The following is a 24,182-nucleotide window of genomic DNA, read 5'->3' as shown; positions in this document are numbered from 1 at the left end:
ACTTTGACAAGGGACGAAGTTTGAAGGCAGTCGGACGAGAAGATTCCGGTGTGAGTACGATGGATATTGCTGACATTGCTACCCGAGAGTACGTGGAAGTCGACGCTGACACGCGCCTCGGGAAAGTCCGGTCGTTGTTCGAGGAGAAGAACCCGAAGGGGATCATTGTCATGCAAAACGGCGAGTACGAGGGGGTCGTCGGCGAACGGCAACTCCTCAAATCGCATGTCGAGGACGATACGAAAGTCGCGGCGCTGGTCAAACCGAGCCAGAACGCACCCGCACCGACGGTCGAACGAACTGAAGACATCCGCGAAACCGCCCGAGTGCTCGTCGAGGGAGGGACGAAGGTCGCCCCGGTCTTCGAGGGCGGCGAACTGTGGGGTATCATCACGGAAGACGCGATCCTGACCGCCGTACTGGAGAACCTCGACGCCCTCGATGTCGGGCAGATATACACTGAAAACGTCATCACGATCACCGAGGAAGACGGTATCGGAAAGGCGATCAACCTCATGCGCGAGAACGTCATCTCGCGTCTCCCCGTGGTCGACGACGACGGGATGCTCTCCGGCGTCGTCACGACCCACGACATCATCGACTTCGCCACCCGCAACGAGCAACGCATCACCGGAAAAGGTGACCGCGCGGGCGACCTGGACCGGATGCTCGACATCCCCGCGTACGACGTGATGTCCAGTCCCGTCGCGACGACGTCTATCGACGAGAGCGTCCGCGACGCCGTCGAACGGATGCTCGACAACGATTACTCCGGACTGGTCGTCACGCCCGAAGACGACGACCGCATCGTGGGCGGCGTCCTCACGAGAACTGACGTTCTCCGTGCGCTGACGTACACCGAGGAGGAACACATGGACGTTCAGATCACCAACATCGAACTCCTCGAAACCATCTCTCGGCAGGACATCCGCCAGAGCATCGAGCAGGTCTCGGACAAGTACAGCAAGATGCAGGTCCGACACGCTCACGTCCGCTTCCAGGAACACCAGGAGAAACTCCGCGGCACGCCGCTCATTCTCTGTCAGATCCGGATGCGGACGAACAGAGGCCAGATGATGGGTAGCGGCGAGGGGTACGGAGCCAAGCAGGGCTTCCACGTTGCCCTCGACAAACTCGAACGGAACGTGCTCGAACAGAAAGGTATCCAGAGCGACGAGGAGTACCGGGGCCAGTTGCTCCGGAAACTCGGCGAGATCTAGGGCTCGTCGGCCGCCGCCAGGCCCTCGTCGGTGATCCGGAACGTGGCCGTCTCTCCGGCGGCCTTCGACCGGTGTTTTTCCAGCGTCGCTCGGCGGTTTCCGCCGCGGAAGCGGTCGATTCGAAGAACCGTTCCCGTCCAGTGCTCTAGGGTGTGCCCGCCCAGCGCCCGCGTTCGGTCCGACTCGGGGTCGGTGAACACCTGATTAGTGATCACGACCGCGAGGTCGTGCCGGCGGGCGAGCGACAGCAGATGCGTCACCTGCCTGGCGACGTCCCGAAGCGACTCCCCGTTATCGCTTTCTTTCGTTCGTTCGAGACGGTAGAACCCGGTTGCGCTGTCAAGCACGATCAGGTCCGCCTCCTCGGCGAACTCGCTGGCGTCCTGAACTGCCTCCGCCTGCTCCTCGTAGTTGTGGGCCGATTCGACGACAATCCGAGAGGTCACTGACTCGGCATCACCGTCGGTACGCCCCTGCGCTATCTGCTCGAACCGGTCGAGCGAAAGCCCCTCCGTGTCGATGTACACCGCCAGACCACCGTCCGCCGCCACGTCGACGGCGGCCGACAGCGCGAGGTTCGTCTTGCCGGCCGCAGGCTGACCGTACACCTGCGTGACGGTGCCTCGCTCGAACCCGCCGCCGAGCAGGTCGTCGACGGGCGAACAGCCGGTCGGGATCGGCGTCTCGTCGTTCACACCCGTCGCTTGGCGGGTTTCGGGGAAAAAGCCCCCGGTCCGCGGAAGACTTTAACTCCGACGACTGCGAACGATCGCCTAGTGATAGTCGTCGCGACCGAGAACTTCGAACTGTACCACGGCGTCGTGAACGAACTCCGCGACAGGGGCGTGACGTTCACGACCATCGAACCGGGGGACCCGATCCCCGAGTCGACGACAGTTCTCGTCACGGACGCTCAGGGAGGGATCGCCGGCGGCGACGAGTCGGTCCCGAGCGACGTGGCAGTCATCACCGCCGACCCGGAGAGCCCCCGCCGTGCCGTCGAGTCGGCGCTTGCCGCCGTCCGCGGCGAAGGGGGTCGGACTATCGTCGGCGTCGACCCCGGCACGCGCCCCGGAATCGCCGTTTTGACGGGCGAGACGGTGGTCGCCGCGTTCCACGTCCCGTTAGAGGACGCGGTCGAGGTCATCCGGGAGGAGGTCGCAGACGCGCCGGACCCGGTCGTCCGTGTCGGCGACGGTGCGCGCCTTCAGGGGGCGACTATCGTCAACGACCTGGACGACGTTCGGGTCGAACTCGTCGACGAAACGGGGACGACGCCGTATCTCGGCACCGGCGCTCGCGGCATGGGCGACGTGCTCGCGGCGGTCAACATCGCCCGCATCGAGGGCGACATCGTCGACGAACGCGAGGTCGAACCGACCGAGGGCGAACTGAAGGTGATCAAGAACCGCTCGCGCGAGCAGTCGGCCCGGAACCGCGCTATCGACGAGGCGCTGGCACGGCGCGTCGCGAGCGGCGACCTCACTATCGACGAAGCGCTCGACGAACACGGGGACAGGTAGCGTTCATTTCACTGGGTCTACCGTGATATCCGCCAGCGGACCGGGGTCCGAGACTCCGTCGTCCTGCCTCCGAAGCACGTACTTCTGGCCTTCCGGGAGGGCGTCGGGCGCGGTGTACAGGAACGTTCATCGTGACGCCCCAAGTGTCGTATCCGAGTGATGATCACCCATTCTGAATCACCGCAGGCATCTCCCCACTGTCGGTGCGAAAAAGGTACGGACCGGTTAGCGCGGAGTACCTAGCGGGTTGTTTTCGGCTTTCATCGGGAAACATCCGGAGAAAGTGCAATAACATCCCATTTCACTCTCGTGGAATTTATCCCTCTGCTCGTGGCTATAGCGTCCGGAGGTCACACAGTGTTTTTCCAAAACGACGAACTACAGTACGAGGTCGAGGTCGAGGAACCGGATCCGCACTTCGCGAAACTGCTTCAGCAGGCTATCGGCGGCGTCGAGGGGGAGATGCGCGTGGCGATGCAGTACATGTTCCAGGCGATGGCGCTTCCGGAGGAGCACAGCGACTTCCGGCACATGCTGATGGAGACGGCCGCCGAGGAACTCGGACACATCGAGATGCTGGCGACGGCGGTGACGAAGAACTTGCGCGGCGCGCCCCAGGAACTCCGCGAGGAGGCACAGGAGGACGCCGCAGTCGCCGCGGCGATGACGGGACAGAACCCCCGTCACTTCCTGTCGTCCGGGCTGTCCGCGATGCCGGTCGACAGCAACGGCACGCCGTTTAGCGGGAACTACGTCGTCGCGTCTGGGAACCTCGCGGCCGACATGTACGCGAACGTGATGGCCGAGTCGACCGGGCGACTGCTGGCGACCCGGCTGTACGAATACACGAACGACGAGGGGATGAAAGACATGCTCGCGTATCTCATCGCGCGCGACACGATGCATCAGAACCAGTGGCTGACGGTTCTCGACACGTTCGAGGACCATCTGCCGATCCCCGCGAGTTTCCCGCAGGAGAAGGAGAACCAGGAGTTCAACTACTCGTTCATGTCGACGGCGAGAGACCCGCACGAGGACCCTGCAACGCCGTGGACCCAGGGCGAGGCTCCGGACGGCAAAGGCGAGTTCTCGTTCCTGGCCGAACAGCCCGGCGGCGGATCCCCCGGCGTCGGTCCGGCCGACCCGACGACGAACAACGAGCCCGAATCCGAATAACGCACGAGTGCGTTCACCGTTTCCCTATTCTTTCACCGCGTTCTCCGCCCGCCGCAACACCTCGCGGAGCGCGAGCCCCGTCTCCCGCGCGACCCCGAGCGCGTCGTCGTACTCGGCGCTCACGTCGTACGTCTCGCCCGCGTCGTCGCTCGCCACTTTCACGTCCACCTCGTAGGTGTCGCCGTCCACCGAGAGAGTCGCAGTCAGAAAGGCGCGTTCGGCGACCCAGCGGTGGGTCGCCCCGCTCTGTCGGACGCCGAGCGTCCCCGTCTCCTCCGCGAGGCGGCGCGCTACTGCCCGCGCGTCCTCGGGTTTCGCGATCACCTTCACGAGGTGGCCCGGGCGGGACTTCTTCATCGTCGTCGGGAGTATCGTCACGTCTCGCGCGCCTGCCTGCGAGAGTGATTCCTGTAGGCTCCCCAGCACCTCCGGCGTCACGTCGTCGACGTTCGTCTCCAGAACCGCGACATCGTCGCGGACGAGGTGTCCGTCGTCCGTCGCATCCGCAACGCCGTGTCGGTCGTCCGTCGCGTCCGAGACAGAGCGCCCGTCGTCCGCGCCGTGTGCGTGACCGTGGCCGTCGTCCGCCGCGTCCGCCTCGCGCTCCGCTCCGACGAACGCGCGCAGCACGTTCGGTCGTTCGTCGAAGTCGTAGCCGCCGACCCCGTACCCCGACGCCGTCACGTCCAGCGGCGGCAACTGGCCGACGCCGTCGGCGAAGTGCGCGAGTATCGCCGCACCCGTCGGCGTGAGCAGTTCAGCGTCGACCGGGCCGCCCTGAATCGCCCAGTCCGCACGTTCGACTATCTCGACGACCGCCGGCGCGGGAACCGGATACACGCCGTGACTCATCTCGGCGGTCCCGCCGCCGGTCCGGACCGGCGTGGTGACAACCCTGTCGACCCCTACGTCATCGACCAGCAGCGCCGCCCCGACCACGTCGGCGATGGCGTCGTCAGCGCCCACCTCGTGGAAGTGCGTCTCGGCGAGGTCGGTCCCGTGGACCGCCGCTTCGGCCTCGCCGAGGATCTCGAAGACGGCTTTCGCGTCCGCCGCGACGCCGGCCGGGAGATTCATCCCCTCGACGATCTCGATTACCTCGGGGTAGGTTCGGGCGGGGCCGCGACCCTCGGCGGATCGCTCGTGGTCGTGTTCGTGAGTGTGGGAGTGTTCGTGATCGTGGCTGTGAGTCTCTTCGTGATCGCGGCTGTGGTCGTGTTCATCGCTGTCGCGGGTTTGATCGTCGTCGTCCCGTCCGTCGCTGACGAGCACGCGGACGTCGGTCGCTCCGATCCCGTGTTCCGTTCGGTCGTCGACCGCGTATTCAACGTCGAGAGCGGCCGTTACGGGAGCAAGCGCGTCGGGGTCGGCACCTGCCGCGACGAGAGCGCCGAGGAGCATATCGCCGCTGGCTCCCATCCGGCCGTCGAAGGCGAGCGTTCGCATATCACACGTTCGGAAGTGACGGCTGGTCAAAGTTCGGGTCCGGGAACGTCACGCCTTTGTGTTCCCCGGTTCAATATCAAGTGGTACCATATGACACGAGACAGGGTAAACAGCGGGGGTGACCCCCCCATAACAAAAGACATATCGGGACCGGCGTCTGAATGCAAACCATCTCTACCGCTGTGAAATCATGAACGAAGTTCAACTCGAGGTCGCAAAAGCGTACCCGAACGACTCGGGGCGCGGTATCGCTCGCCTCGACCCGGACACGCTCCTCCACCTGAAGCTGAGTCCGGGCGACATCATCGAAATCGAGGGTGCTGACACGACCGCGGCGAAGGTGTGGCGCGCCGACCGGCAGGACTGGAACACGGACACAGTTCGTATCGACGGATTCACGCGACAGAACTCGGACGTGGGGATCGGCGAGCGCGTGACGATCCGCAAGGCCGAGGCGACGAAGGCCGACTCGCTGGTGCTCGCGCCGCCCGAGGAGGCGAGCGTCCAGTTCGGCAGCGACGCTGCCGGCATGGTGAAACGGCAGATACTGAAGCGGCCGGTCGTCGAGCGCGACATCGTTCCGGTGATGTCGTCGACGAACCACCCGTTCATGCGCTCGCCGGGACAGGCGATCCCGCTCATCGCCGTCGAGACGGAACCCGAGGGCGTCGTCCTGATTACCGAGGACACCGACGTCGAACTCCGCGAGGAGCCGATCAGCGGGTTCGAGAAGACGGGCGGCGGGATCACGTACGAAGACATCGGCGGACTCCAGTCGGAGATCCAGCGGGTCCGGGAGATGGTGGAGCTCCCGATGAAACACCCGCAGATATTCAAGAAACTCGGGATCGAACCGCCCCAGGGGGTGTTGCTCCACGGACCGCCCGGCACCGGGAAGACCCTCCTCGCGAAGGCGGTGGCTAACGAGACGTCTGCGAGTTTCTTCTCTATCGCCGGTCCGGAGATCATCTCGAAGTACTACGGCGAATCCGAACAGCAACTCCGGGAGATATTCGAGGACGCGACGGAGGAAGCTCCCTCTATCATCTTCATCGACGAGCTCGACTCCATCGCGCCGAAACGCGAGGACGTGACGGGCGAAGTCGAGCGCCGCGTCGTCGCCCAGTTGCTGACGATGATGGACGGCCTCGAATCGCGCGGTCAGGTCATCGTCATCGCGGCGACGAACCGCGTCGACTCGGTCGACCCCGCGCTTCGCCGGCCGGGTCGCTTCGACCGCGAGATCGAGATCGGCGTCCCCGACGAGATGGGTCGCGAGGAGATACTCCAGATCCACACGCGCGGCATGCCGCTGTCCGACGACGTGAACCTGGGTCACCTCGCGGATGAGACCCACGGCTTCGTCGGCGCGGACATCGAGAGCCTGACGAAAGAGGCCGCGATGAAGGCGCTGCGGCGATACCTCCCCGAGATCGACTTGGACGAGGAGGACATCCCGCCGAGTCTCATCGACCGGATGATCGTCAAGCGCCAGGACTTCCGCGGCGCGCTGAACGAGGTCGAACCGTCCGCGCTACGGGAGGTCCTCGTCGAACTCCCGAAGATATCCTGGGACGACGTCGGCGGCCTGAACGAGGCGAAAGAGCAGGTTCAAGAGAGCGTCGAGTGGCCGCTCACCTCGCCGGAGAAGTTCGAGCGCCTCGGCATCGACCCGCCGAGCGGCGTCTTGCTGTACGGCCCGCCCGGAACCGGGAAGACCCTGATGGCGAAAGCCGTCGCCAACGAGACCAACGCCAACTTCATCTCGGTGCGCGGCCCGCAACTGCTGTCGAAGTGGGTCGGCGAGTCGGAGAAGGCGATCCGGCAGACCTTCCGGAAGGCACGGCAGGTGTCGCCGACGGTCATCTTCTTCGACGAACTCGACAGCCTCGCTCCGGGTCGCGGCGGTGAGATGGGGAGCAACGTCAGCGAGCGCGTCGTCAACCAACTGCTGACGGAACTCGACGGCCTCGAAGACATGGAGGACGTCATGGTCATCGGCGCGACCAACCGGCCGGACATCATCGACCCGGCGCTGATCCGCTCCGGGCGGTTCGACCGGATGGTGATGATCGGTCAGCCCGACGTCGAGGGTCGCGAGCGTATCCTCGACATCCACACGGCGGACACGCCGCTGGCCGCGGACGTGTCGCTGCCGGAAATCGCGGAGATAACCGACGGCTACGTCGGGAGCGACCTGGAAAGCATCGCGCGCGAGGCCGCTATCGAGGCGCTTCGCGAGGACGACGACGCCGAAACCGTCGAGATGCGCCACTTCCGCAAGGCGCTCGAAAACGTCCGGCCGACGATAACTGAGGACATCCTCGATTACTACGAGCGGATGGAAGACCAGTTCAAGGGCGGCACCGGCGACCCTGCACACGACAAAGCCGGCGGTCGCATCGGATTCCAGTAGGCCGACCGTCGGCTCTCGCAGGCGAACCGCTTTTTCCAGCGCGCTACACGTTTTCGCGGCGGATCGACGATAACGTTTTAAACGTCTGATACGTACGCCAGTTGTAACATCACGTGAAGGGACGATCGCCCGGCGAACCGGACGAAGACGCGCTCACCGGCGGCGAGGACCCGTACAGCGCCTTCCGGGACCCGACGATCGTGATCCTCGTCGGCATCGTCTGTGGCACGCTTGTCGCCATGGTTATCGGTCTGGGCGGTCCGGGTGCGGTGGCTGGAAACGAGAGCGGGCCGGTCTTCCCGTTCCCCGACCTCGACGACGGCGACTCGGCGACGGCCGTCGAACTTCGGATCCACGCGAACAGGTCGACGATCAGACCCGGCGACGCCGTTACGTTCACCGTCGAACGCGCGGGGGATGACCCGGTCGCGAACGCGTCGTTGCGCGTCGGCGGGGAACGGTACAGAACCGGCGACGACGGGACCGTCACAGTACGGTTCGACCGCGGCGGCGAGTACACGGTCAGGGCAACGGCGTCAGCTGACGGGATCAACTTCATCGACGCGCGGCGAACGGTCACGGTGGAGCGGTACGTCACCGACCTGAACATCCGGGCGAACGCGTCTCGTGCGACGGCCGGCGATGCGGTCCGATTTACCGTCACGGACGGGACGGATCCGGTCGAGGGAACCGTCGAAGTCGCCGGGAAGGGACACACAACCGGCGCGGACGGAACCGTCGTCGTCATCTTCGAGCGAGCGGGCGAGTTCACCGCGACGGCGATCAAAGGCCGGACTCCGACGACGCGATTCAACCGGAGTTCGGTCGACGTATCGGTCACTCGCCGGCGAGCGTCGCTCTCGCTCACCGTCGAGGACGACCCCGTTGCCCACGAACCGGTCCGGGTTCGCGTGACCCGCGACGACACCGGCGGCCCGGCCAACGCGACAGTTACCGTCGACGGGAAGACGTACGAGACGGACGACGACGGCATCGTCAACGTCACCGTCGAAGCCGCTGGCGAGGTTGCGTTCACCGCCAGCGCGCCCGACACGCCCGCGGTCACGTTCGACGACGCCGCACTGACGGTCGCAGTCGACCGCCGGACGGTGTCGCTGGCGCTCGCGGCGAACCGGACTCGCGTCGAGAAGGGTGCGGTGATACGGTTCGATCTGACCCGCGAAGACACCGGGGAACCGGTCGACGGCTCACTGTCCGTCGGTAACGCGACCCACGCAATCGGCGCGGACGGGACGGTGAACGTGACGTTCGACGATCCCGGGACCGTGCCCGTCCGCGGCCTGCGAACCGACACGGCGACCGAGACGTTCGAGGCTGACGGCTACACCGTTTCCGTCCGCGGGGCCGACTTCACCCTCTCGTCGCTCGACGCTCCCGACGAAGTGGCGCGCGGTGAGAACGTCACGGTCGAGGCGACGGTGACGAACGCGGGCAACGAACCGGGAGGCCAGTGGGTGAAATACCGGTTCGACGACGCCGTGGCCGACCGTGAGTACGTCAGACTAAACGCCGGAGAGTCGCGGACGGTCGATCTAACGACGCGGGTCGCTGAGAACGCGTCGACCGGCGAGTACTCTCATGGCGTAGAGTCGGACGACGCGGATATCGAGGCGACGATAACGGTCGCGGAGCGAGAGGACGCGTTCGAGACGATAGCCGCTCGAGCGCTCGTTCTGACTGTAAACTCGATATATTGACTCATAGACTGTTGTAAAGGATCTCACCGCCTCTCAGTGCGTCGTGAAACGTAGTAGGAGGTTGGTACGATCCGTAAAACGGAGCGAAATAAAGCGAACGCTCTGACGGTTATATGGTCTGACGTACTGTAGGACTGTTCAAGCGCGACAACAATGTCACGTCCCTCCCCCTTCCACAGCGAACAAGCACCCTCCGACGCGAGTGACAACCGCAACGGTCGACAGTCGGTGCTCGACCGGCTCGATTCGTCCCTGTTCACCGCGCCGATCAGAATGATAAGCTTCTGGATGGCCGTTGCCCTCCCGTTCCTCCACGTGCCGTTACTCCTCCGTGGTCTGACGGATCCGTCACAGACGATCACCTTCCTCGGGCTACTCGTCGTCAATATGGTGGCGCTTCTGATCGGCCATCCCTACAACACGACCTGACGGCAGCCGCGGACCCGAACTCCCCTGCTGACGCCATCTTCTATCGTCCCCTGTGGTCCCTCGTCTCGCGGTCAGTCGACCACGGCTCGCCTGATACCTTCGACCTCCTCGGTCAGCGCCCGTCGCTTTATCAGGACGAACCCGGCGAAGATAACGAGGAAGCCGACGACCGTCGGGACGCCGATTATCTCACCGAGGAACAGCCACCCCGACACTGCGGCGAATATCGGCGCGACGTACGACACGAGATTGATCTCGATGGGGCCGAGACGCTCGAGCAGATCGAAGTAGACGAGGAAGCCGAGAGCGCTCGCGACGACCGAGAGATAGACGACGGCCGCGACCGCTTCGACGGTCCAGGTTATCGCCGCGAACGACTCGTTCGGCAACGCGGCGCTCAGGACGTGCATCAGTAACGCGCCGAAAACCATCGACCACGCCTCCAGCGTCTCGATAGGGAGTTCGGCCTCGATCCGACGCGTCAAGACGCTTCCGAGGGCGAACGCCGCCGCCGCGCCGAAGATGAGTAGTTTCGCGACCACGTCCTCGGCCAGCAGGTTCGACGGGTCGGGTTGCGCCAGGATAGCAACGCCGAGAAGGCCGAGGACGAGGCCGGCGATGCCGGCGGTCGTCATGCGTTCGCTCGGTAACAGCATCCGGGCGAATCCGGCCGTTAGAACGGGAGAGAGCGAGACGACCACTGCGGCGGCCGCACTCGTCGTGTTCAGTTCGCCGATAAACAGCAAGGCGTGGTAGGCGGCGATCATCAGCGACGCGCCGACGGCGACCAGAGCCCACTGGCCGCGCCCGCGTGGGAACGGGTCGTCGACGACGTACGCGGCGTAGCCGAGCATCAACACCCCGGCGATATCGTATCGGATGGCCGCAAACAGCACGGGCGGGAAATACGCCAACCCGGCCTTGATCGCCATAAACGCCGTCCCCCAGACGGCCGCCAGTACGACGAACAGCAACACGTTTCGATAGCGGGTCACACTGGCCGTTTTACACACACCGGACTGAATGTTTCGATCCGTAACACCGTACTGTCCCGAACTATCCCACCTTTCAGTTTAGATATCGTGAGGATCGAACCCGAATATCCAGTATATCAAACGCCTGTGTCCGAGCGCGGGACTACAACGACCCGACTCAGTCGGTACCCCAAGCAAATCCACGGTAGCCGGCAAGGAGCGGGTTCGCCCGGTGTATTTATACGGAAACGGGTCCTTGTAACAGTATGGCCGTTCATGGCCGGCCCGCGTTGCGGGATCTCTTCGACGAGTCACCGACGCCACACATCGCCCATCCACCCGAAACTCATCATCGGGACTTCTACGTCGCTACCGACGGTTCGTTCAGAGCCTCGGATCCGGGCGGACTCGGCGTCGTCATCGAGACTCGCGACGGGACGAAAGTGACGCGGCTTTCCCTCCCGGATAGCGCTCCTGATAACAACGTCGCCGAGTACCGTGCGCTCCATCTCGGACTCGACGTGCTCGACGCTCGCGCGCCGCCCGATGCGCGGGTCGGTCTCCTGTTGGACCACGACGACCTCGCCGAGAACGTCAACGCCGCGGTACTCGCCGCGCGTCACCCGGACAACGACCCGCCCCGACCGTACTCGGTCCCGGACGGGAGCGCCAACCACTGGCGCGGTATTCGGGCGCGCCTCGCGACGTTCGGCGAGATCCGTGCCGCGCGCATCCGGAGCGAGCAGAACCCGGCCCACCCGCTCGCCAACACGCCGGACCACTACGAACACGTCAACCGCGAATCCGCCCGCTGCGTCCTGCCGAAAACGCACGAACCGGACGCCGCGGCCGATCCGCGGTTCCCGCCGCCGTCGCGTGCCGACCGCCACGCGAACGAGGCGAGCGACTAAGCCGAACACCACTGTCCGCACGCCGGCGAAGACCTATCTCTACGGGCTAAAACACGCCGTCGGGACACACCTCGACGGGGCCGTCCCCGGGATCCGGCCGCTCGCGTTCGTTACGGAGAATCAAGGAGAAAGTTTCGCCCGTCAGGGCGGGGAAGATGTCAATCCTCTTGTTGTGCGTCGACCACCGCGACGCCCGCCAGGTTCACGATGTCTTTGACCTCGTCGCCCCGCTGGAGGACGTGGACGGGTTTGTCCATGCCGACGAGCATCGGGCCGATGGCCTCCGCGCCGCCGAGGCGCTGGAGGAGTTTGTAACCGATGTTGCCTGCCTCAAGGTTCGGGAAGATCAGCACGTTTGCAGGGTCATCGAGGTCAGAGAACTCGTACGTCCCTTCGAGAATGTCTTCGACGACGGCCGTATCGGCCTGCATCTCGCCGTCGACGGCGAAGTCCACGCTGTTGTCCTCGCGGAGGCGGCGAGCGGCCTCGCGGGGCTTGCGCGTCCCCTGGTTGTCGACGCTGCCGAAGTTCGAATACGACAGCATCGCCGCTCTCGGCTCGATGTTGAACCGGCGCGCGAGTTCGGCGGTGTGGCGGGTGACCTCGGCGAGAACGTCCTCGTCGGGGTTCTGGTTGACCGTCGTGTCGGCGCAGAAGACGACGCGGTTCTTGAACGTGAGCATGTAGACGCCGGCCGCGTAATCGGCGTCATCGGCGGTTCCGATCACCTGTAGCGGCGGCCGTAGCGCCGACGGGTAATTGTGGGTCAGCCCCGTGAGCAAGGCGTCGGCGTCGCCGCGTTCGACCATGACGCTGCCGAAGTAGTTCGTGTCGCCGCGGATCAGTTCCTCGGCCTCGTTCTCCGTGATCCCTTTCCGACGGCGGATCTCGTAGAGGTGGTCGGTGTAGTCGTCGTAATCGCCGCTGCGCGGGTCGGCTATCTCGGGCTCGAAGTCGAGTCCGAGTTGCCGGGCGGTCGTCCGGATGCTGTCGGCGTTGCCGAGGAGTATCGGCTCGGCGATCCCCTGTTCCTGGATCTGGTAGGCCGCGCGGATCATCTTCTCGTCGTCGCCCTCGGCCAGCGCGACGCGTTTCGGGTCGGACTTGGCCTTGTTGAGCACGACGCGCATCATCTCGCGGGATTTGCCCAGGCGGGCCTCTAACCGCTCGACGTACGCTTCCTCGTCGAGTTCCGCGCGGGCCGCGTCGCTTTCTATCGCCGCCCTCGCGACTGCGGGTGCCACTTCGAACAGCACGCGCGGGTCGAGCGGTTTCGGGATGATGTAGTCCGGGCCGAACTGGAGCGGCTGGTCGCCGTACGCCTTCACCACGGCGTCCGGTACGTCCTGTTTGGCCAGGTCCGCAAGCGCCTCGGCGGCGGCGACTTTCATCGCCTCGTTTATCTCCGTCGCCCGCACGTCGAGCGCGCCGCGGAAGATGAAGGGGAACCCGAGAACGTTGTTGACCTGGTTCGGGTAGTCCGAGCGACCGGTCGCCATGATGACGTGGTCGTCGCGGGCCGCTTTCGCCTCCTCGTAGCCGATCTCCGGGTCAGGGTTCGCCATGGCGAAGATGATCGGGTCGTCGTTCATCGACTGGACCATCTCCTGGTCGACGATGCCGCCGATAGAGAGGCCGACGAACACGTCAGCACTGTCCATCGCGTCCGCGAGGTCACCCTCGGGAACGTCCCGGGCGAACTCCTGTTTGTACTCGTTGACGTCGCCGTGTCGGGCACGCTCCTCAGTGATGATCCCCGAGGAGTCACACATCGTTATGTTCTCTTTGCTCGCGCCCAGCGAGACGTAGAACCGGGCGGTGGCGATCGCGCTCGCCCCCGCTCCGGAGAAGACGATGTCGAGGTCGGAGAGGTCCTTTTCGGCGATCTCGACGGCGTTCAGTAGCGCCGCGCCGCTGATGATGGCCGTGCCGTGCTGGTCGTCGTGGAACACGGGGATAGACAGCTTCTCCCGGAGTTCCTCCTCGATGGTGAAACACTCCGGAGCCTTGATGTCCTCCAGGTTGATCCCGCCGAACGTTGGCTCCATCTGTACGACGGTGTCGACGAACTCGTGCGGGTCGTTCTCGGCGAGTTCGATGTCGAACACGTCGATGTCGGCGAACCGCTTGAACAGCACGCCTTTCCCTTCCATGACGGGTTTCGACGCCTGCGCTCCGATGTCGCCGAGTCCGAGCACGGCCGACCCGTTCGACACGACGCCGACCAGATTCCCCTTCGCCGTGTACTTGTAGGCATCCTCCGGGTTCTCACTGATCCGCAGGCACGGTTCGGCGACGCCCGGCGAGTACGCGAGCGAGAGGTCGCGCTGCGTGTTCGTCGGTTTCGTCGTGGATATCTCTATCTTGCCGGGTGGTTCTTCGCGGTGATACTCTAGCGAGTCCTCGTCGAGTCCCATGTACGGAGAACGTCGCCATCAGCCGTTATAAACTTTGACGAAACGACAGTTCGTCATTCGTCGAAATCACGGCGAAAGCGGGCGGTGGCGGTCGACAGTCACGTCGCGGTCGACCGCCGCGACGACCTCGGTCGGCCACCGACCGGTCCGCGTGAGGACCTCGAAGCCGTCCTCGGTGACGAGAACGGTGTCCTCGCTTTTCGCCCCCTGAACCGTCGGGTTCCAGGCGTAGCCCATCGGCGTCGTCACCGGGCCGTCGTGGCCCGGGGTCGCGATCCACTCGCGTCCGGCGAACCCGGCGGCACCGCCCTGATGGTGGCGTTTCCACTCTCCCTCGTGGCCGACGGCCTCGTAGGCGTCCCGAACCGCGTCGAAGACGGTCCCTGCGGCGTCGCCGTTCGCCGCCGCCTCCTGCGTCGCGGCGAGCGCCGTCGCCTCGACGGTCATCGCCGCGTCGTGGCGCTCCTCCAGCCACTCCGGGGGGTCGAACGCGACCGTCCGGGTGAGACTCGCGTGTAAACCGCCGCTCTCCGCGGTGATCGAGACGAGTGCGTACGCCCCGAGTTCCTCCCGTTTCGGCGTGTAGTGACGGTACGTCTGGGCGCGCTCCGCGCCGCCGACCAGCACCACCGGCGCTTCGAGATCCCGCGCCGACATCGCGACCCGGAGCGCGGAGGCGACTTCGTGCTCCGTGTCTTCCGGTTCGATCTCCTTGCACACCGCCTCCAGCGCGGCGGCCGCCTTCTGCCCGAGTTCGCGGTACTGTTCGATGTCGGCCTCGGTCAGCGGCTGCCGGAGCGACGAAGCGTCGACCGTCTCGAACCCGGGAACGTCGAAGTCCGCGGCCGCGGGCTCCGTCGCGTGGGTCCGGACGCCGTCGGCCAGCGAGGAGTCGTACCACTCAGTCTCGTGGACGGTCACGTCGTCATCGAGTTCCTCGGCGGCGAGACGCGGCGCTTCGATGTTGTCCGTGACGACGGTGACGCTCTCGCCGTCGTATCCGGCGGCAGCCACGCCGACGGGCGCAGAGCGGTCCACGACGTTGTCGCCGCCGGCGAGCCACGCGAAACTGTTCGGTTGCGCGAACCAGACGGATTCGAGGTCGTTCTCCGCCAGATACGCGTCGAGTCGCTCCTCTCTCATGCTCGCTACCAGTCCGTACCCGTTCTTGAAGCCACCGGACGGTTGTCGGGTTCCGCGGCCCTAACGCGGGAAATCACTCGCCGAAACCGCGTGACATAAGTGCGCGAGCGACTGATTTCTAAACAATGTCCTCGACTTCCGGGTCGAACGGCACGGACCGCTTTCGGGGCCTCGCCGTCGCCACGGCGATCATGACGTTCCTCCTGATCCTGATCGGCCTCTACACGGCGACGGCTGGGTTCGGTCTCACCTGCGAAACGCGCTGGCCGTTCTGCGACGGGGCGGTGTTCGGCCTGTTCCCAGCCAACTGGGGGAGTTTCGTCGAGTGGTTCCACCGGCTGGTGGCGATGGCAACGGGGTTCATGATCCTCGGCCTGACCGCCGCCGCCTGGCGGGGCGGTCGCTCCCGTCGAGTCCGGTACGCGGCGGCGACGGCGACGCTCGTCCTGCCGACGCAGATCGTTCTCGGGGCGCTCACCGTCACCGAGTACGAACTCCTGATCCTCGCGGCGCACTTCGCCACGGCGTTGCTGATCTTTCTGCCCGTGACCGCGGTCGCGGCTTGGGCGCTCGCCGACGGTGACACGACCCGCGGTGAGGAGAGGGCCGCTACCCGCGCCGGGGACGACCGAAACGCCGACGCAAGCGACGACGGCGAGCGCAGAGACGCCGCCCGACTGGCCCGGATCGCTGCTCTCCCGCCGGTGATACTCGGCGTTCCGGTGGCCGTCGCCGCCTGGTCGTTTTCGGACGGCCCGGCAGTCGACCGCGCCGGTCTCGTCGCGGCCACCGCCGTCCCCCTCGCCGCCTTCGCACTCGCGTCCGGCCCGACGGTTCGACGCCTCGCCGGCGGGACGCGCCGCTCGCGATCGCGGATAGCGCTCGGCGGGTCGCTCCCGTTGCTCCTGCTCGGTGTCGTGCTCACGCCCGGACTGATACTCACGTCTCTCGGCGCGACTATCGGCTACTACGCCGCGAGTCTGGCCGCGTTAGCCGCCCTGTTCGCCGCCGGTCTGTGGCTGGGGGACGTCGACGTCGCCGGACAATCGCACGTCCGGCTTGTCTCGTTCGCCGCCGCGGTGACGCTCGCGGTCCAGTTGCTGATCAGCCGCGTCTGGCTCACGGGTAACACGGTGGCAGTGGCCGTCGGACTCAACCTCGTCGTCCTCGTCGCCACGCTCGCCGCGTTCCGGTTGAGTTCACGACGGGACGGCTCGGACCCGCCCGGCGGTCGCTCCGCCGCCGTCGAGTAGCGCAACTCGCCACGCCGTCGGACCCGTCCGGACAGGTCGGATCGGCCTCGTCGTTCCGGAAGTCGTCGTAAACCCCGTTATCCGACGCACTTCCCTGACGAACACGAATTAAAGCATTTACATAGGTATAGCCACTGCTTTTTCGGTATGGATCGACGTACGTATCTTAAAACATCGGTAGGTACCGTCGCAGGACTAGGAATCGCCGGCTGTCTCGACTCGATCACCGGTGGCGGTGACGACGACCAGACTCTCACGCCCGCAACCAATCCGGGGTTCGCACCGTTCGAGATGAAAGAGAACGGAGAACTCGTCGGCTTCGACGTGGACCTGCTCAACGCCGTTATCGACGAAACCGAGTACGAACTCGGCGAGTGGCAGGAGTTCGATTTCACGTCGCTCGTCCCCGCACTCGACAACGACCGGGCGGACGTCGTCGCCGCCGCGATGACGATAAACGACGAGCGAAAACAGACGGTCGATTTCACGGACCCCTACTACAGCGCGGATCAGGCTGTCCTCGTACAGGAGGGGAGCGATTTCTCGCCGGAGTCGATGGACGACCTGGCTGGCCACGACATCGGTGCACAGGGCGGAACGACCGGCGAAGGGCTGATCCAGGACCGGATCGAGAACGGCACGTACGAGGAGTCCAACTACAACACCTACGACAACTACGTCTTCTCCGTCGAAGACCTGGAGAACGGCAACATCGAAGCCGTCGTGCTTGACGACCCTGTTGCTAACACGTTCGCATCCAACCGCGACGTCGAGGTCGCCTTCGTCTTCGAGACCGACGAGGAGTACGGGTTCGCCGTTCAGAAAGGGGCCGACGACGTTCGGACCGCTCTCAACGAGGGTCTGCAGGCAGTCCGGGACAACGGCACGTACGAGGAACTGACGAACAAGTGGTTCGCCTCGGAGTAATTCGATGCTACAGGCCCTCGCCGACGCGTCGTTCGGGGCCGTGGTCCTCCAGAGCGGGGACTGGGGTTTCGTCTTCGAAAACGCCGACTATCTGCTAGAGGGGACGCTGACGACGGTGTTGCTCACCGTGGCGAGCGTCCTGCTCGGCTTTCTGGTCGGCTTTCCCGCCGGGGTGGTCGAGGTGTACGGCGGTCGCGTACTGCGGGCGATAGTCGGGACGGCCGGCGTCGTGTTACGCGGCACCCCGATCCTGGTGATCTTCTTCTTCGGCTACTTCGTGTTTCGCTTCGGGGGCGCGTTCGAGACGGCGATCGTCGGTCTCGGCCTGCGAAGCGCCGCGTATCAGTCCCAGATATTCCGCGGGTCCATCCAGAGCGTGAGCGAGGGCCAGATGGAGGGGGCCCGCTCGGTCGGCATGTCGAAACTGGAAGCGATCCGGTGGGTGGTCGTGCCGCAGGCGCTCCGTCGTTCGATCCCCGGGTTCCAGAACGAGATGACTATCGTCCTCAAGGACACCTCGATCGCGTACGCCATCGGCGTCGCGGAACTCCTGACGCTGAGTCGCGAACTGTTCATCCAGGAGACGACCGCCGTGATGGAGGTGTTCCTGTTCGCCAGCGCCATCTACTTCGTGCTGACGTTCACGACGAACCGCGGACTCGACTACCTCGGCCAGTACTACGGTATCCCCACGGAGGAATCAGTATGAATCCACTGCTACGTCTCGACTCGGTGTACAAGAGCTACGGCGACGAGGAGGTACTGCGCGGCGTCTCCCTCGACATGGAGGTCGGCGACGTGGAGGTCGTCGTCGGTCCCAGCGGGAGCGGCAAATCGACGCTACTGCGCTGTGTCAACCGCCTCACGGAAATCGACGACGGCGACATCTATCTCGACGGCGACCGGGTGACCGCCCCGGACACCGACGTGAACGAACTCCGGCGCGACGTCGGGATGGTGTTTCAGGACTTCAACCTCTTCGCGCACAAGACGGCGCTGGGCAACGTGACTCTCGGCCTACGACGCGTCCGCGGCATGGGCAAGGCCGAGGCCCGCGAGAAGGCGATGGAGCATCTCGACCAAGTCGGTCTGGGGGACCAGGCCGACTCCTACCCGGCGGAGCTTTCCGGCGGGCAGAAACAGCGTGTCGGCATCGCTCGCGCGCTCGCGATGGACCCGAAACTGATTCTGTTCGACGAACCGACGAGCGCGCTCGACCCCGAACTCATCGGCGAGGTGACTGAAGTGATGCGCGATCTCGCGTCGGGCGGGATGACGATGCTCGTCGTTACCCACGAGATGACCTTCGCCAGAGAGGCCGCCTCCACCATGACGTTCCTCGACCAGGGGGAAATAGTAGAGCGCGGCCCGCCGGAACAGCTTTTCGACAGATCGGAGCGGAAACGAACGAGAGAGTTCCTCAGTCGGATCACGGCCCGCCACGGTGACGCGCAGCCATGAGCGAGACGGCGACGCGCTCCCGCACGGGCATATTTCGGTCGCTCTCGCCCGGCCAGGTCATTACCGCCGCGGCGGGGATCCTGTTCTGGGGATGGCTCGCCGTCCGCCTGCTGAACGACTGGGGAGTCGTCGACGCCGGCGCGGCACCCGACGAACCGTTCGTCGACCCCGCCGGCCTTCCCGAGTGGATCCCTGAGTGGGTCGCCTTCGCCGTCGAGTTCCTCCCGCAGATGGCAAGCGGCGTCTATCTCACCGTCGTGCTGACCGTCGCCGGTATCACGTTCGGGTTCGTCCTCGCGGTGCCGCTTTCGATCGCCCGCGTGTACGGGACCACTTCGTCGTATCTCTCGCTCGCGTTCACCGAACTGATCCGTGGGACGCCGCTGCTCGTCCAGTTGTTCGTCCTCTACTACGGTATTGGTCTGACCTCGTTCCTCGGCGGCCTACCCGGTGTCGGTCAGGGTTGGGTTCCCGACGAGGCGGTGTGGGTTGCCATCGTGGGCTTCACGATAAACAGCGCCGCCTATCAGGCAGAGTACATCCGGTCGGCGCTCATCAGCGTCGAAGAGAGCCAGTTGACCGCCGCGCGAGCTATCGGACTGTCGAAACTCGACGGCATCCGGTACGTGGTTCTGCCGCAGGGCCTTCGCTACGCCATTCCGGGGTGGACGAACGAACTCGTCTACCTCATCAAGTACTCCTCGCTGGCGGCGTTCATCACCGTCCCCGAACTGTTCCACCAGGCACAGGACATATCATCGAACAACTTCCGGTACACCGCCGTGTTCACCCTGGCCGGCGTGCTGTATCTCGCGCTGGTGATATCGGCCGCGAAACTGATGGAGACAGTCGAACGTCGGACGTCCATCCCCGGTGTCGGCCGAATCAAGGGACGCCAGTAGACAGTCCTCCTGCGTCGCGACAGTAGTCTCCTCAGCTCGAAACTTTCGTTCATGTTCCTGATATAACTACTAGGCGAACCGTCCTGCACTGTGTCGGTAGTTTCCACGACCTGGGATCCCGAACTATTATAGTCTCGTCAACTGACCGCTAGAGCGTGGTTTACGAAACGGGTAATCGGACGGTAGACGACGCGGTCGAACGTGTCCTCGCCGGCGAACAACTCGACCGGCGAGACGGGTTGGCGCTCTACGCGCAACCGGTCGACGACCTCGCGCCGGCCGCCGACTACGTGCGTTCGCAGTTCGGCGACGACACGGTCGACGCCTGTTCCATCGTGAACGCGAAGGCGGGCGACTGCGCCGAGGACTGCGGGTTCTGCGCGCAGTCGGTGCATTTCGACACCGGCATCGACACCTACGGCTTTCTCGGGCCCGAGAAGATACTGGAGGCGGCGAAACGCGCCGAGCGAGACGGCGCCCAGCGGTTCGGTATCGTCGTGGCCGAGAAAGGCGTCTCGAAAGAGCACCGACCGGATGAGTGGGACGAAGTGCTGGAGGCGATCCGCCTCGTCCGCGACGAGACGGACGTAGAAGTAGACGCCTCGCTCGGCATCCTCACGGAGGAGGAGGCCGCTATCCTCGCCGACGAGGGGATCAACCATTACAATCACAACATCGAAACGTCGCCGCGCTACTTCCCCGAAATCGTCGGCACCCACGAGTTCGAGGACCGCGTGAAGACACTCGAAATCGCCAAAGAGGCCGGGATGGACCTCTGTGCGGGGGTCATCCTCGGCATGGGCGAGTCGCCGACCGACCGCGTGGAGGCGGCCGTCGCGCTACAGGACATCGGGATTTCATCGCTTCCGGTGAACGTGCTCAATCCCGTGGCGGGGACCCCGCTGGGCGAGGAGCCCCGAGACGTAACTAGCGCCGCCGAAGACGGCACTCCGGCGGCGGACATCACAACCGAGGGAATCGTCAAGACAGTCGCTGTGTACCGACTGCTCCACCCGGAGGCCCGCGTCCGCCTGACCGGCGGTCGCGAGGTCAACCTCTCGCCGGATGAACAGCATCTCCCGTTCGAAGCGGGCGCTGACGGGATCCTCACCGGCGACTATCTCACGACTGGCGGCCAGTCCCCCGGCGACGACATAGAAGTGATGGAACGCGCGGGGATGGAACCGAACACCGACGCGAACGAATTCGACCCCGAACGGGTGAAAGAGCGGTCGACGGACGGCGACGACGCGGCCGCCGAGACTGCTGCGGGGTCTGCGACCAGCAACGCGACACAGGATTAGATATGGACGAAATCACTTTCGCGGTACTCGGCACCGGCGGTATCGGCAGACGGACGCTCGAAGTCTCGAAGGACAAGGACGCGCTCGTTCCCGTCGCGGCCTGCGACCGAAACGGCATCGCCGTCGACCACGGCGGCCTCGACGTGGACGAACTGCTGGACGCGACCGAGGGGAACATCGCCAGCGGTCCTGACGACGGGACCGTCACCGACGGGGGGACGGCGGCCGTCAAACAGAGAGGCGAGGACGCGGGCGTCGCCGCCTCGGCACAGGCAGAGCCTACGGAGACGCCGATCGAGGACATAATCGCCGATAGCGACGCTATCGATGCGGTCCTGATCGCACTGCCGAACCTGGAACACGATTTCATCCCGCGCGTGGGCGAACAGTTCGCAAAGGCGGGTTACGAGGGCGTCCTCGTGGACGTGCTCAAGCGCTCCCGGGTTATCGGGATGCTCGACGACCGCGCCGACGAGTTCAAGGAAAGCGGCATCACGTTCGTCTGTGGCGCGGGCGCGACCCCTGGGTTCCTCACCGGCGCGGCGGCGCTTGCCGCCCAGTCGTTCGTCGAGGTCGAGGAGGTCGAGATCTGGTGGGGAGTCGGCCTCAAATCCGGCTACGAGGACAACCGCGGCACCGTCCGCGAAGACATCGCACACCTCGACGGCTACGACATCGAGACCGCGCGCGACCTTTCCGACGAGGAGATCGAAGCGATCGTCGACGAACACGACGGCATCATCGAGTTCGAAGACATGGAACACGCCGACGACGTACTGCTCGAACGGGCGGGCATCTGCGACGCAGACGACGTCAGCGTCGGCGGCATCCTCGACGTGCGCAGCGACGAGAAGCCGACGACGACCACCGTCAGCGTGACAGGCCGAACGTTCGACGGCGAACGCGGGACGAACACGTTCCAGTTGGACGACGACACAAGCATGGCCGCGAACGTCAACGGCCCCGCACTCGGCTACCTAAAGGCCGGAGTCCGGCGTAACCGTGCTGGCGAATACGGCGTGTTCGGCCCCGCAGACCTGCTACCGGAGTTCTGATGGCCGACTGCGACCGTACTCCCGGTGACGAACGCGGGTTCGACCTCGCGGAGCGTCTCGACGAACGAGACCGACGCGGTCTTCGCCGCGACCTCCAACCCGTCGACCGCGTCGCCGAGCGATCGCGGATGGCCGCCGACCCGAACGGCCATCCTCCGTCGTTCACCGGCGACGAACTGCTGGTTTTCGCGGCGAACAACTACCTCGGACTGACGACCGACGAACGCGTTCGGAATGCCGCGGCACAGGCCATCGATGCGGTCGGAACCGGGGCCGGCGCGAGTCGGCTTCTCACCGGGGACACCGAGGTTCATCGGGAACTGGAACGTGCGCTCGCTGATACCAAGGGGACCGAGCGAGCGCTCGCGTTCTCGTCCGGCTACGCCGCCAACGTCGGCACGATCACAGCGCTCGCCCCGGACGTAGTGTTCTCGGACGAACTCAACCATGCTAGCATCGTCGACGCGTGCCGACTCGCCGACGCCGAAACGGTTGTGTACGACCACTGTGACCCGGACGACCTGTCACAGCGGATGGACCGCCGTTCCGCGGACGCAGCGGGCGACGAGTCGTGGCTGGTCGTCACCGATTCCGTCTTCAGTATGGACGGTACTGTCGCGCCGCTGTCCGAACTCTGCGACATCGTCGAGGAATACGGCGCGTGGCTCATGGTCGACGAGGCTCACGCGACGGGCCTGTACCGGGACGGCGGCGGCATCGTCCAGCGAGACGAACTGGAAAACCGCGTCGACGTACAGATGGGAACGCTCTCGAAGGCGCTCGCCAGTCAGGGCGGATACGTTGCCGGTAACGAGGCTCTGGTCGAGCATCTCGTCAACGCGGCGCGCTCGTTCGTCTTCTCGACGGGACTCGCGCCGCCCGCCGCGGCGGCCGCTCGCAAGGCGCTCCAGATCGCCCGTGCGGACGACCGCCGCGACGCGCTCTGGGTGAACGCCGCCACGCTCCGCGATAGGTTGACGGACGCGGGCTACGACGTGAGGGGCGAAACGCAGATCCTACCCGTCATGGTCGGTGACCGCGACGACGCACTCGATCTAGCTGCCGCTCTCCGCGAACGCTGCGTCGCCGCACCGGCGATCCGCCCGCCGACGGTGCCGGACGGAACGAGTCGTATCCGCGTCGCACCGATGGCGACTCACACGGAATCGGACATCGCACACTGTGTTGACGTCTTTCGAGAGGCCGGCACGGAGGTCGGGATACTGTGAGACTCGCCGTCGTCGGCACCGACACCGGAGTCGGAAAGACCGTCGTCACCGCCGGACTGACGGGGTGGCTTCGAGAGGAAGGGGTCGACGCGAGTGCTGTCAAGCCGGCCCAGACCGGCTATCCGCCTGACGACGACGCCGCGTTCGTCGCCGAGGCCTGCGGTACAGCTGACGCTGCGACCTGTCTGCGGCGGTTAGAGCCTCCGCTCGCACCGCGGGTCGCGGCCGAGCGCGAGGACGTCACGATCGGTTACGACGTGATCCGCGACGGGTGCGAGCGCGAACTAGATACGACAACTGTCGGGATCGTCGAGGGAATCGGTGGCCTTCGAGTGCCGCTTGCGGGCGAACGCGAGGTGATCGACCTCGTCTCAGACCTCGACTGTACAGCGGTTCTCGTCGCGCGGTCGGGGCTGGGGACACTGAACCACACGGCGCTGTCGGTGAGCGCGCTGGAGCGCCGCGGCGTCGACGTTCACGCCGTTGTTCTGAACGAGTTCGAGGGCGCGAGCGTCGCCGAACGGACGAACCCGGCGGAACTGGAGCGGATGACTGGCGTGCCGGTACACACCGTACCGCCGCTTGTCTTTTCCGAACCCGCGGACGCGGTCGACGAACTCCGGGAGCACCTGCCGCCGTCGGTACTACCTGCGGGTGCGTTAAACGGGTGATACTGTC

At 65.2% G+C, this 24,182-nt stretch carries 20 protein-coding genes and 1 pseudogene; 16 read left to right on the top strand and 5 right to left on the bottom strand.

From position 1 onward, the window contains the following. Positions 1-59: 59 nt before the first annotated feature. The gene (locus SM753_RS03650) at positions 60-1,220 is read left to right on the top strand and encodes a CBS domain-containing protein (RefSeq protein WP_323190804.1); all 1,161 of its coding nucleotides are present in this window, start codon (positions 60-62) and stop codon (positions 1,218-1,220) included. Here the strand turns inward: SM753_RS03650 and radB are convergent. Further along, positions 1,217-1,915, bottom strand: coding sequence for a DNA repair and recombination protein RadB (radB, locus tag SM753_RS03645; protein WP_323190584.1), 699 nt, complete (start codon positions 1,913-1,915; stop codon positions 1,217-1,219). The two genes, SM753_RS03650 and radB, sit on opposite strands and share 4 nt — an antisense overlap. 81 nt (positions 1,916-1,996) lie before the next feature. Between radB and SM753_RS03640 the strand changes: the two genes are divergently transcribed. Together SM753_RS03640 and SM753_RS03635 are read left to right on the top strand one after the other, a co-directional pair. Continuing rightward, positions 1,997-2,743 carry a hypothetical protein gene (locus SM753_RS03640; RefSeq protein WP_323190583.1) on the top strand — a complete coding sequence of 249 codons (747 nt, stop codon included), beginning with the start codon at positions 1,997-1,999 and terminating at the stop codon, positions 2,741-2,743. A 357-nt stretch (positions 2,744-3,100) separates the two neighbouring features. Further along, the gene (locus SM753_RS03635) at positions 3,101-3,919 is read left to right on the top strand and encodes a manganese catalase family protein (protein WP_135534682.1); all 819 of its coding nucleotides are present in this window, start codon (positions 3,101-3,103) and stop codon (positions 3,917-3,919) included. Between the two features lie 24 nt (positions 3,920-3,943). Here SM753_RS03635 and larC read toward each other — a convergent pair whose 3' ends face one another. Then, complete coding sequence (gene larC, locus SM753_RS03630; RefSeq protein ID WP_323190582.1) at positions 3,944-5,365, bottom strand: nickel pincer cofactor biosynthesis protein LarC; 1,422 nt, start codon at positions 5,363-5,365, stop codon at positions 3,944-3,946. Positions 5,366-5,555: 190 nt separating this feature from the next. On the opposite strand from larC, the gene SM753_RS03625 reads away from it, so the two are divergent. From SM753_RS03625 to SM753_RS03615, 3 genes are all read left to right on the top strand, one after another. After that, on the top strand, positions 5,556-7,781 hold the full coding sequence (locus SM753_RS03625; RefSeq protein WP_135534680.1) for a CDC48 family AAA ATPase: 2,226 nt from the start codon (positions 5,556-5,558) through the stop codon (positions 7,779-7,781). Positions 7,782-7,894: 113 nt separating this feature from the next. After that, the gene (locus tag SM753_RS03620) at positions 7,895-9,499 is read left to right on the top strand and encodes a CARDB domain-containing protein (protein ID WP_323190581.1); all 1,605 of its coding nucleotides are present in this window, start codon (positions 7,895-7,897) and stop codon (positions 9,497-9,499) included. Between the two features lie 153 nt (positions 9,500-9,652). Next, positions 9,653-9,928, top strand: a complete 276-nt coding sequence (locus tag SM753_RS03615; protein WP_138797833.1) for a hypothetical protein — start codon at positions 9,653-9,655, stop codon at positions 9,926-9,928. Between the two features lie 71 nt (positions 9,929-9,999). On the opposite strand, the gene SM753_RS03610 is transcribed toward SM753_RS03615, so the two are convergent. Continuing rightward, positions 10,000-10,923, bottom strand: coding sequence for an EamA family transporter (locus SM753_RS03610; RefSeq protein ID WP_323190580.1), 924 nt, complete (start codon positions 10,921-10,923; stop codon positions 10,000-10,002). A 245-nt stretch (positions 10,924-11,168) separates the two neighbouring features. Between SM753_RS03610 and SM753_RS03605 the strand changes: the two genes are divergently transcribed. Then, positions 11,169-11,813 (top strand): ribonuclease H, encoded by a 645-nt coding sequence (locus tag SM753_RS03605; protein WP_135534676.1) that lies wholly within the window; start codon positions 11,169-11,171, stop codon positions 11,811-11,813. 158 nt (positions 11,814-11,971) lie between these two features. On the opposite strand, the gene SM753_RS03600 is transcribed toward SM753_RS03605, so the two are convergent. Both SM753_RS03600 and SM753_RS03595 read right to left on the bottom strand, forming a co-directional pair. After that, on the bottom strand, positions 11,972-14,230 hold the full coding sequence (locus SM753_RS03600; RefSeq protein ID WP_135534675.1) for an NADP-dependent malic enzyme: 2,259 nt from the start codon (positions 14,228-14,230) through the stop codon (positions 11,972-11,974). 66 nt (positions 14,231-14,296) lie between these two features. Next, positions 14,297-15,373 (bottom strand): M24 family metallopeptidase, encoded by a 1,077-nt coding sequence (locus SM753_RS03595; RefSeq protein ID WP_323190579.1) that lies wholly within the window; start codon positions 15,371-15,373, stop codon positions 14,297-14,299. A 125-nt stretch (positions 15,374-15,498) separates the two neighbouring features. Between SM753_RS03595 and SM753_RS21315 the strand changes: the two are divergent. The 9 genes and pseudogenes from SM753_RS21315 to bioD all read left to right on the top strand — a co-directional run. Beyond that, positions 15,499-15,951, top strand: a pseudogene (locus SM753_RS21315) (COX15/CtaA family protein); the annotation flags it as partial. Positions 15,952-16,773: 822 nt separating this feature from the next. Next, entirely contained in the window at positions 16,774-17,553 is a 780-nt protein-coding gene (locus SM753_RS03585; protein ID WP_323190577.1) for a basic amino acid ABC transporter substrate-binding protein, read from the top strand. 4 nt (positions 17,554-17,557) lie between these two features. Beyond that, the gene (locus SM753_RS03580) at positions 17,558-18,262 is read left to right on the top strand and encodes an amino acid ABC transporter permease (RefSeq protein WP_135534672.1); all 705 of its coding nucleotides are present in this window, start codon (positions 17,558-17,560) and stop codon (positions 18,260-18,262) included. Continuing rightward, the gene (locus SM753_RS03575; protein WP_323190576.1) at positions 18,259-19,014 is read left to right on the top strand and encodes an amino acid ABC transporter ATP-binding protein; all 756 of its coding nucleotides are present in this window, start codon (positions 18,259-18,261) and stop codon (positions 19,012-19,014) included. Before SM753_RS03580 ends, SM753_RS03575 begins: the two co-directional genes overlap by 4 nt. Next, positions 19,011-19,916, top strand: a complete 906-nt coding sequence (locus tag SM753_RS03570; RefSeq protein WP_323190575.1) for an amino acid ABC transporter permease — start codon at positions 19,011-19,013, stop codon at positions 19,914-19,916. The genes SM753_RS03575 and SM753_RS03570 overlap by 4 nt, the downstream gene beginning before the upstream one ends. Positions 19,917-20,071: 155 nt before the next feature. After that, on the top strand, positions 20,072-21,220 hold the full coding sequence (bioB, locus tag SM753_RS03565) for a biotin synthase BioB (RefSeq protein ID WP_135534669.1): 1,149 nt from the start codon (positions 20,072-20,074) through the stop codon (positions 21,218-21,220). A gap of 2 nt (positions 21,221-21,222) precedes the next feature. Beyond that, the gene (locus SM753_RS03560; protein WP_323190574.1) at positions 21,223-22,275 is read left to right on the top strand and encodes a transcriptional regulator; all 1,053 of its coding nucleotides are present in this window, start codon (positions 21,223-21,225) and stop codon (positions 22,273-22,275) included. Next, positions 22,275-23,504, top strand: a complete 1,230-nt coding sequence (locus tag SM753_RS03555) for an aminotransferase class I/II-fold pyridoxal phosphate-dependent enzyme (RefSeq protein ID WP_323190573.1) — start codon at positions 22,275-22,277, stop codon at positions 23,502-23,504. Before SM753_RS03560 ends, SM753_RS03555 begins: the two co-directional genes overlap by 1 nt. After that, positions 23,501-24,175 carry a dethiobiotin synthase gene (gene bioD, locus SM753_RS03550; RefSeq protein WP_323190572.1) on the top strand — a complete coding sequence of 225 codons (675 nt, stop codon included), beginning with the start codon at positions 23,501-23,503 and terminating at the stop codon, positions 24,173-24,175. The genes SM753_RS03555 and bioD overlap by 4 nt, the downstream gene beginning before the upstream one ends. Positions 24,176-24,182: the final 7 nt, after the last annotated feature.

This window comes from Halostella sp. PRR32 (assembly GCF_034808085.1).
GTDB lineage: Archaea > Halobacteriota > Halobacteria > Halobacteriales > Natronoarchaeaceae > Halostella > Halostella pelagica.
Note: the sequence above shows the minus strand (reverse complement) of the source record. Positions and strands in the feature narration are given on the sequence as shown.

Bases quoted from the DNA above. Each gene is read 5' to 3' on its own strand.
- SM753_RS03625 (WP_135534680.1), top strand. From the start codon at position 5,556: ATGAACGAAGTTCAACTCGAGGTCGCAAAAGCGTACCCGAACGACTCG.
- SM753_RS03595 (WP_323190579.1), bottom strand. From the start codon at position 15,373: ATGAGAGAGGAGCGACTCGACGCGTATCTGGCGGAGAACGACCTCGAA.
- SM753_RS03560 (WP_323190574.1), top strand. From the start codon at position 21,223: ATGGACGAAATCACTTTCGCGGTACTCGGCACCGGCGGTATCGGCAGA.
- SM753_RS03570 (WP_323190575.1), top strand. From the start codon at position 19,011: ATGAGCGAGACGGCGACGCGCTCCCGCACGGGCATATTTCGGTCGCTC.
- SM753_RS03650 (WP_323190804.1), top strand. From the start codon at position 60: ATGGATATTGCTGACATTGCTACCCGAGAGTACGTGGAAGTCGACGCT.
- SM753_RS03585 (WP_323190577.1), top strand. From the start codon at position 16,774: ATGGATCGACGTACGTATCTTAAAACATCGGTAGGTACCGTCGCAGGA.
- SM753_RS03575 (WP_323190576.1), top strand. From the start codon at position 18,259: ATGAATCCACTGCTACGTCTCGACTCGGTGTACAAGAGCTACGGCGAC.
- SM753_RS03615 (WP_138797833.1), top strand. From the start codon at position 9,653: ATGTCACGTCCCTCCCCCTTCCACAGCGAACAAGCACCCTCCGACGCG.
- SM753_RS03580 (WP_135534672.1), top strand. From the start codon at position 17,558: ATGCTACAGGCCCTCGCCGACGCGTCGTTCGGGGCCGTGGTCCTCCAG.
- SM753_RS03555 (WP_323190573.1), top strand. From the start codon at position 22,275: ATGGCCGACTGCGACCGTACTCCCGGTGACGAACGCGGGTTCGACCTC.
- SM753_RS03605 (WP_135534676.1), top strand. From the start codon at position 11,169: ATGGCCGTTCATGGCCGGCCCGCGTTGCGGGATCTCTTCGACGAGTCA.
- SM753_RS03600 (WP_135534675.1), bottom strand. From the start codon at position 14,230: ATGGGACTCGACGAGGACTCGCTAGAGTATCACCGCGAAGAACCACCC.
- larC (WP_323190582.1), bottom strand. From the start codon at position 5,365: ATGCGAACGCTCGCCTTCGACGGCCGGATGGGAGCCAGCGGCGATATG.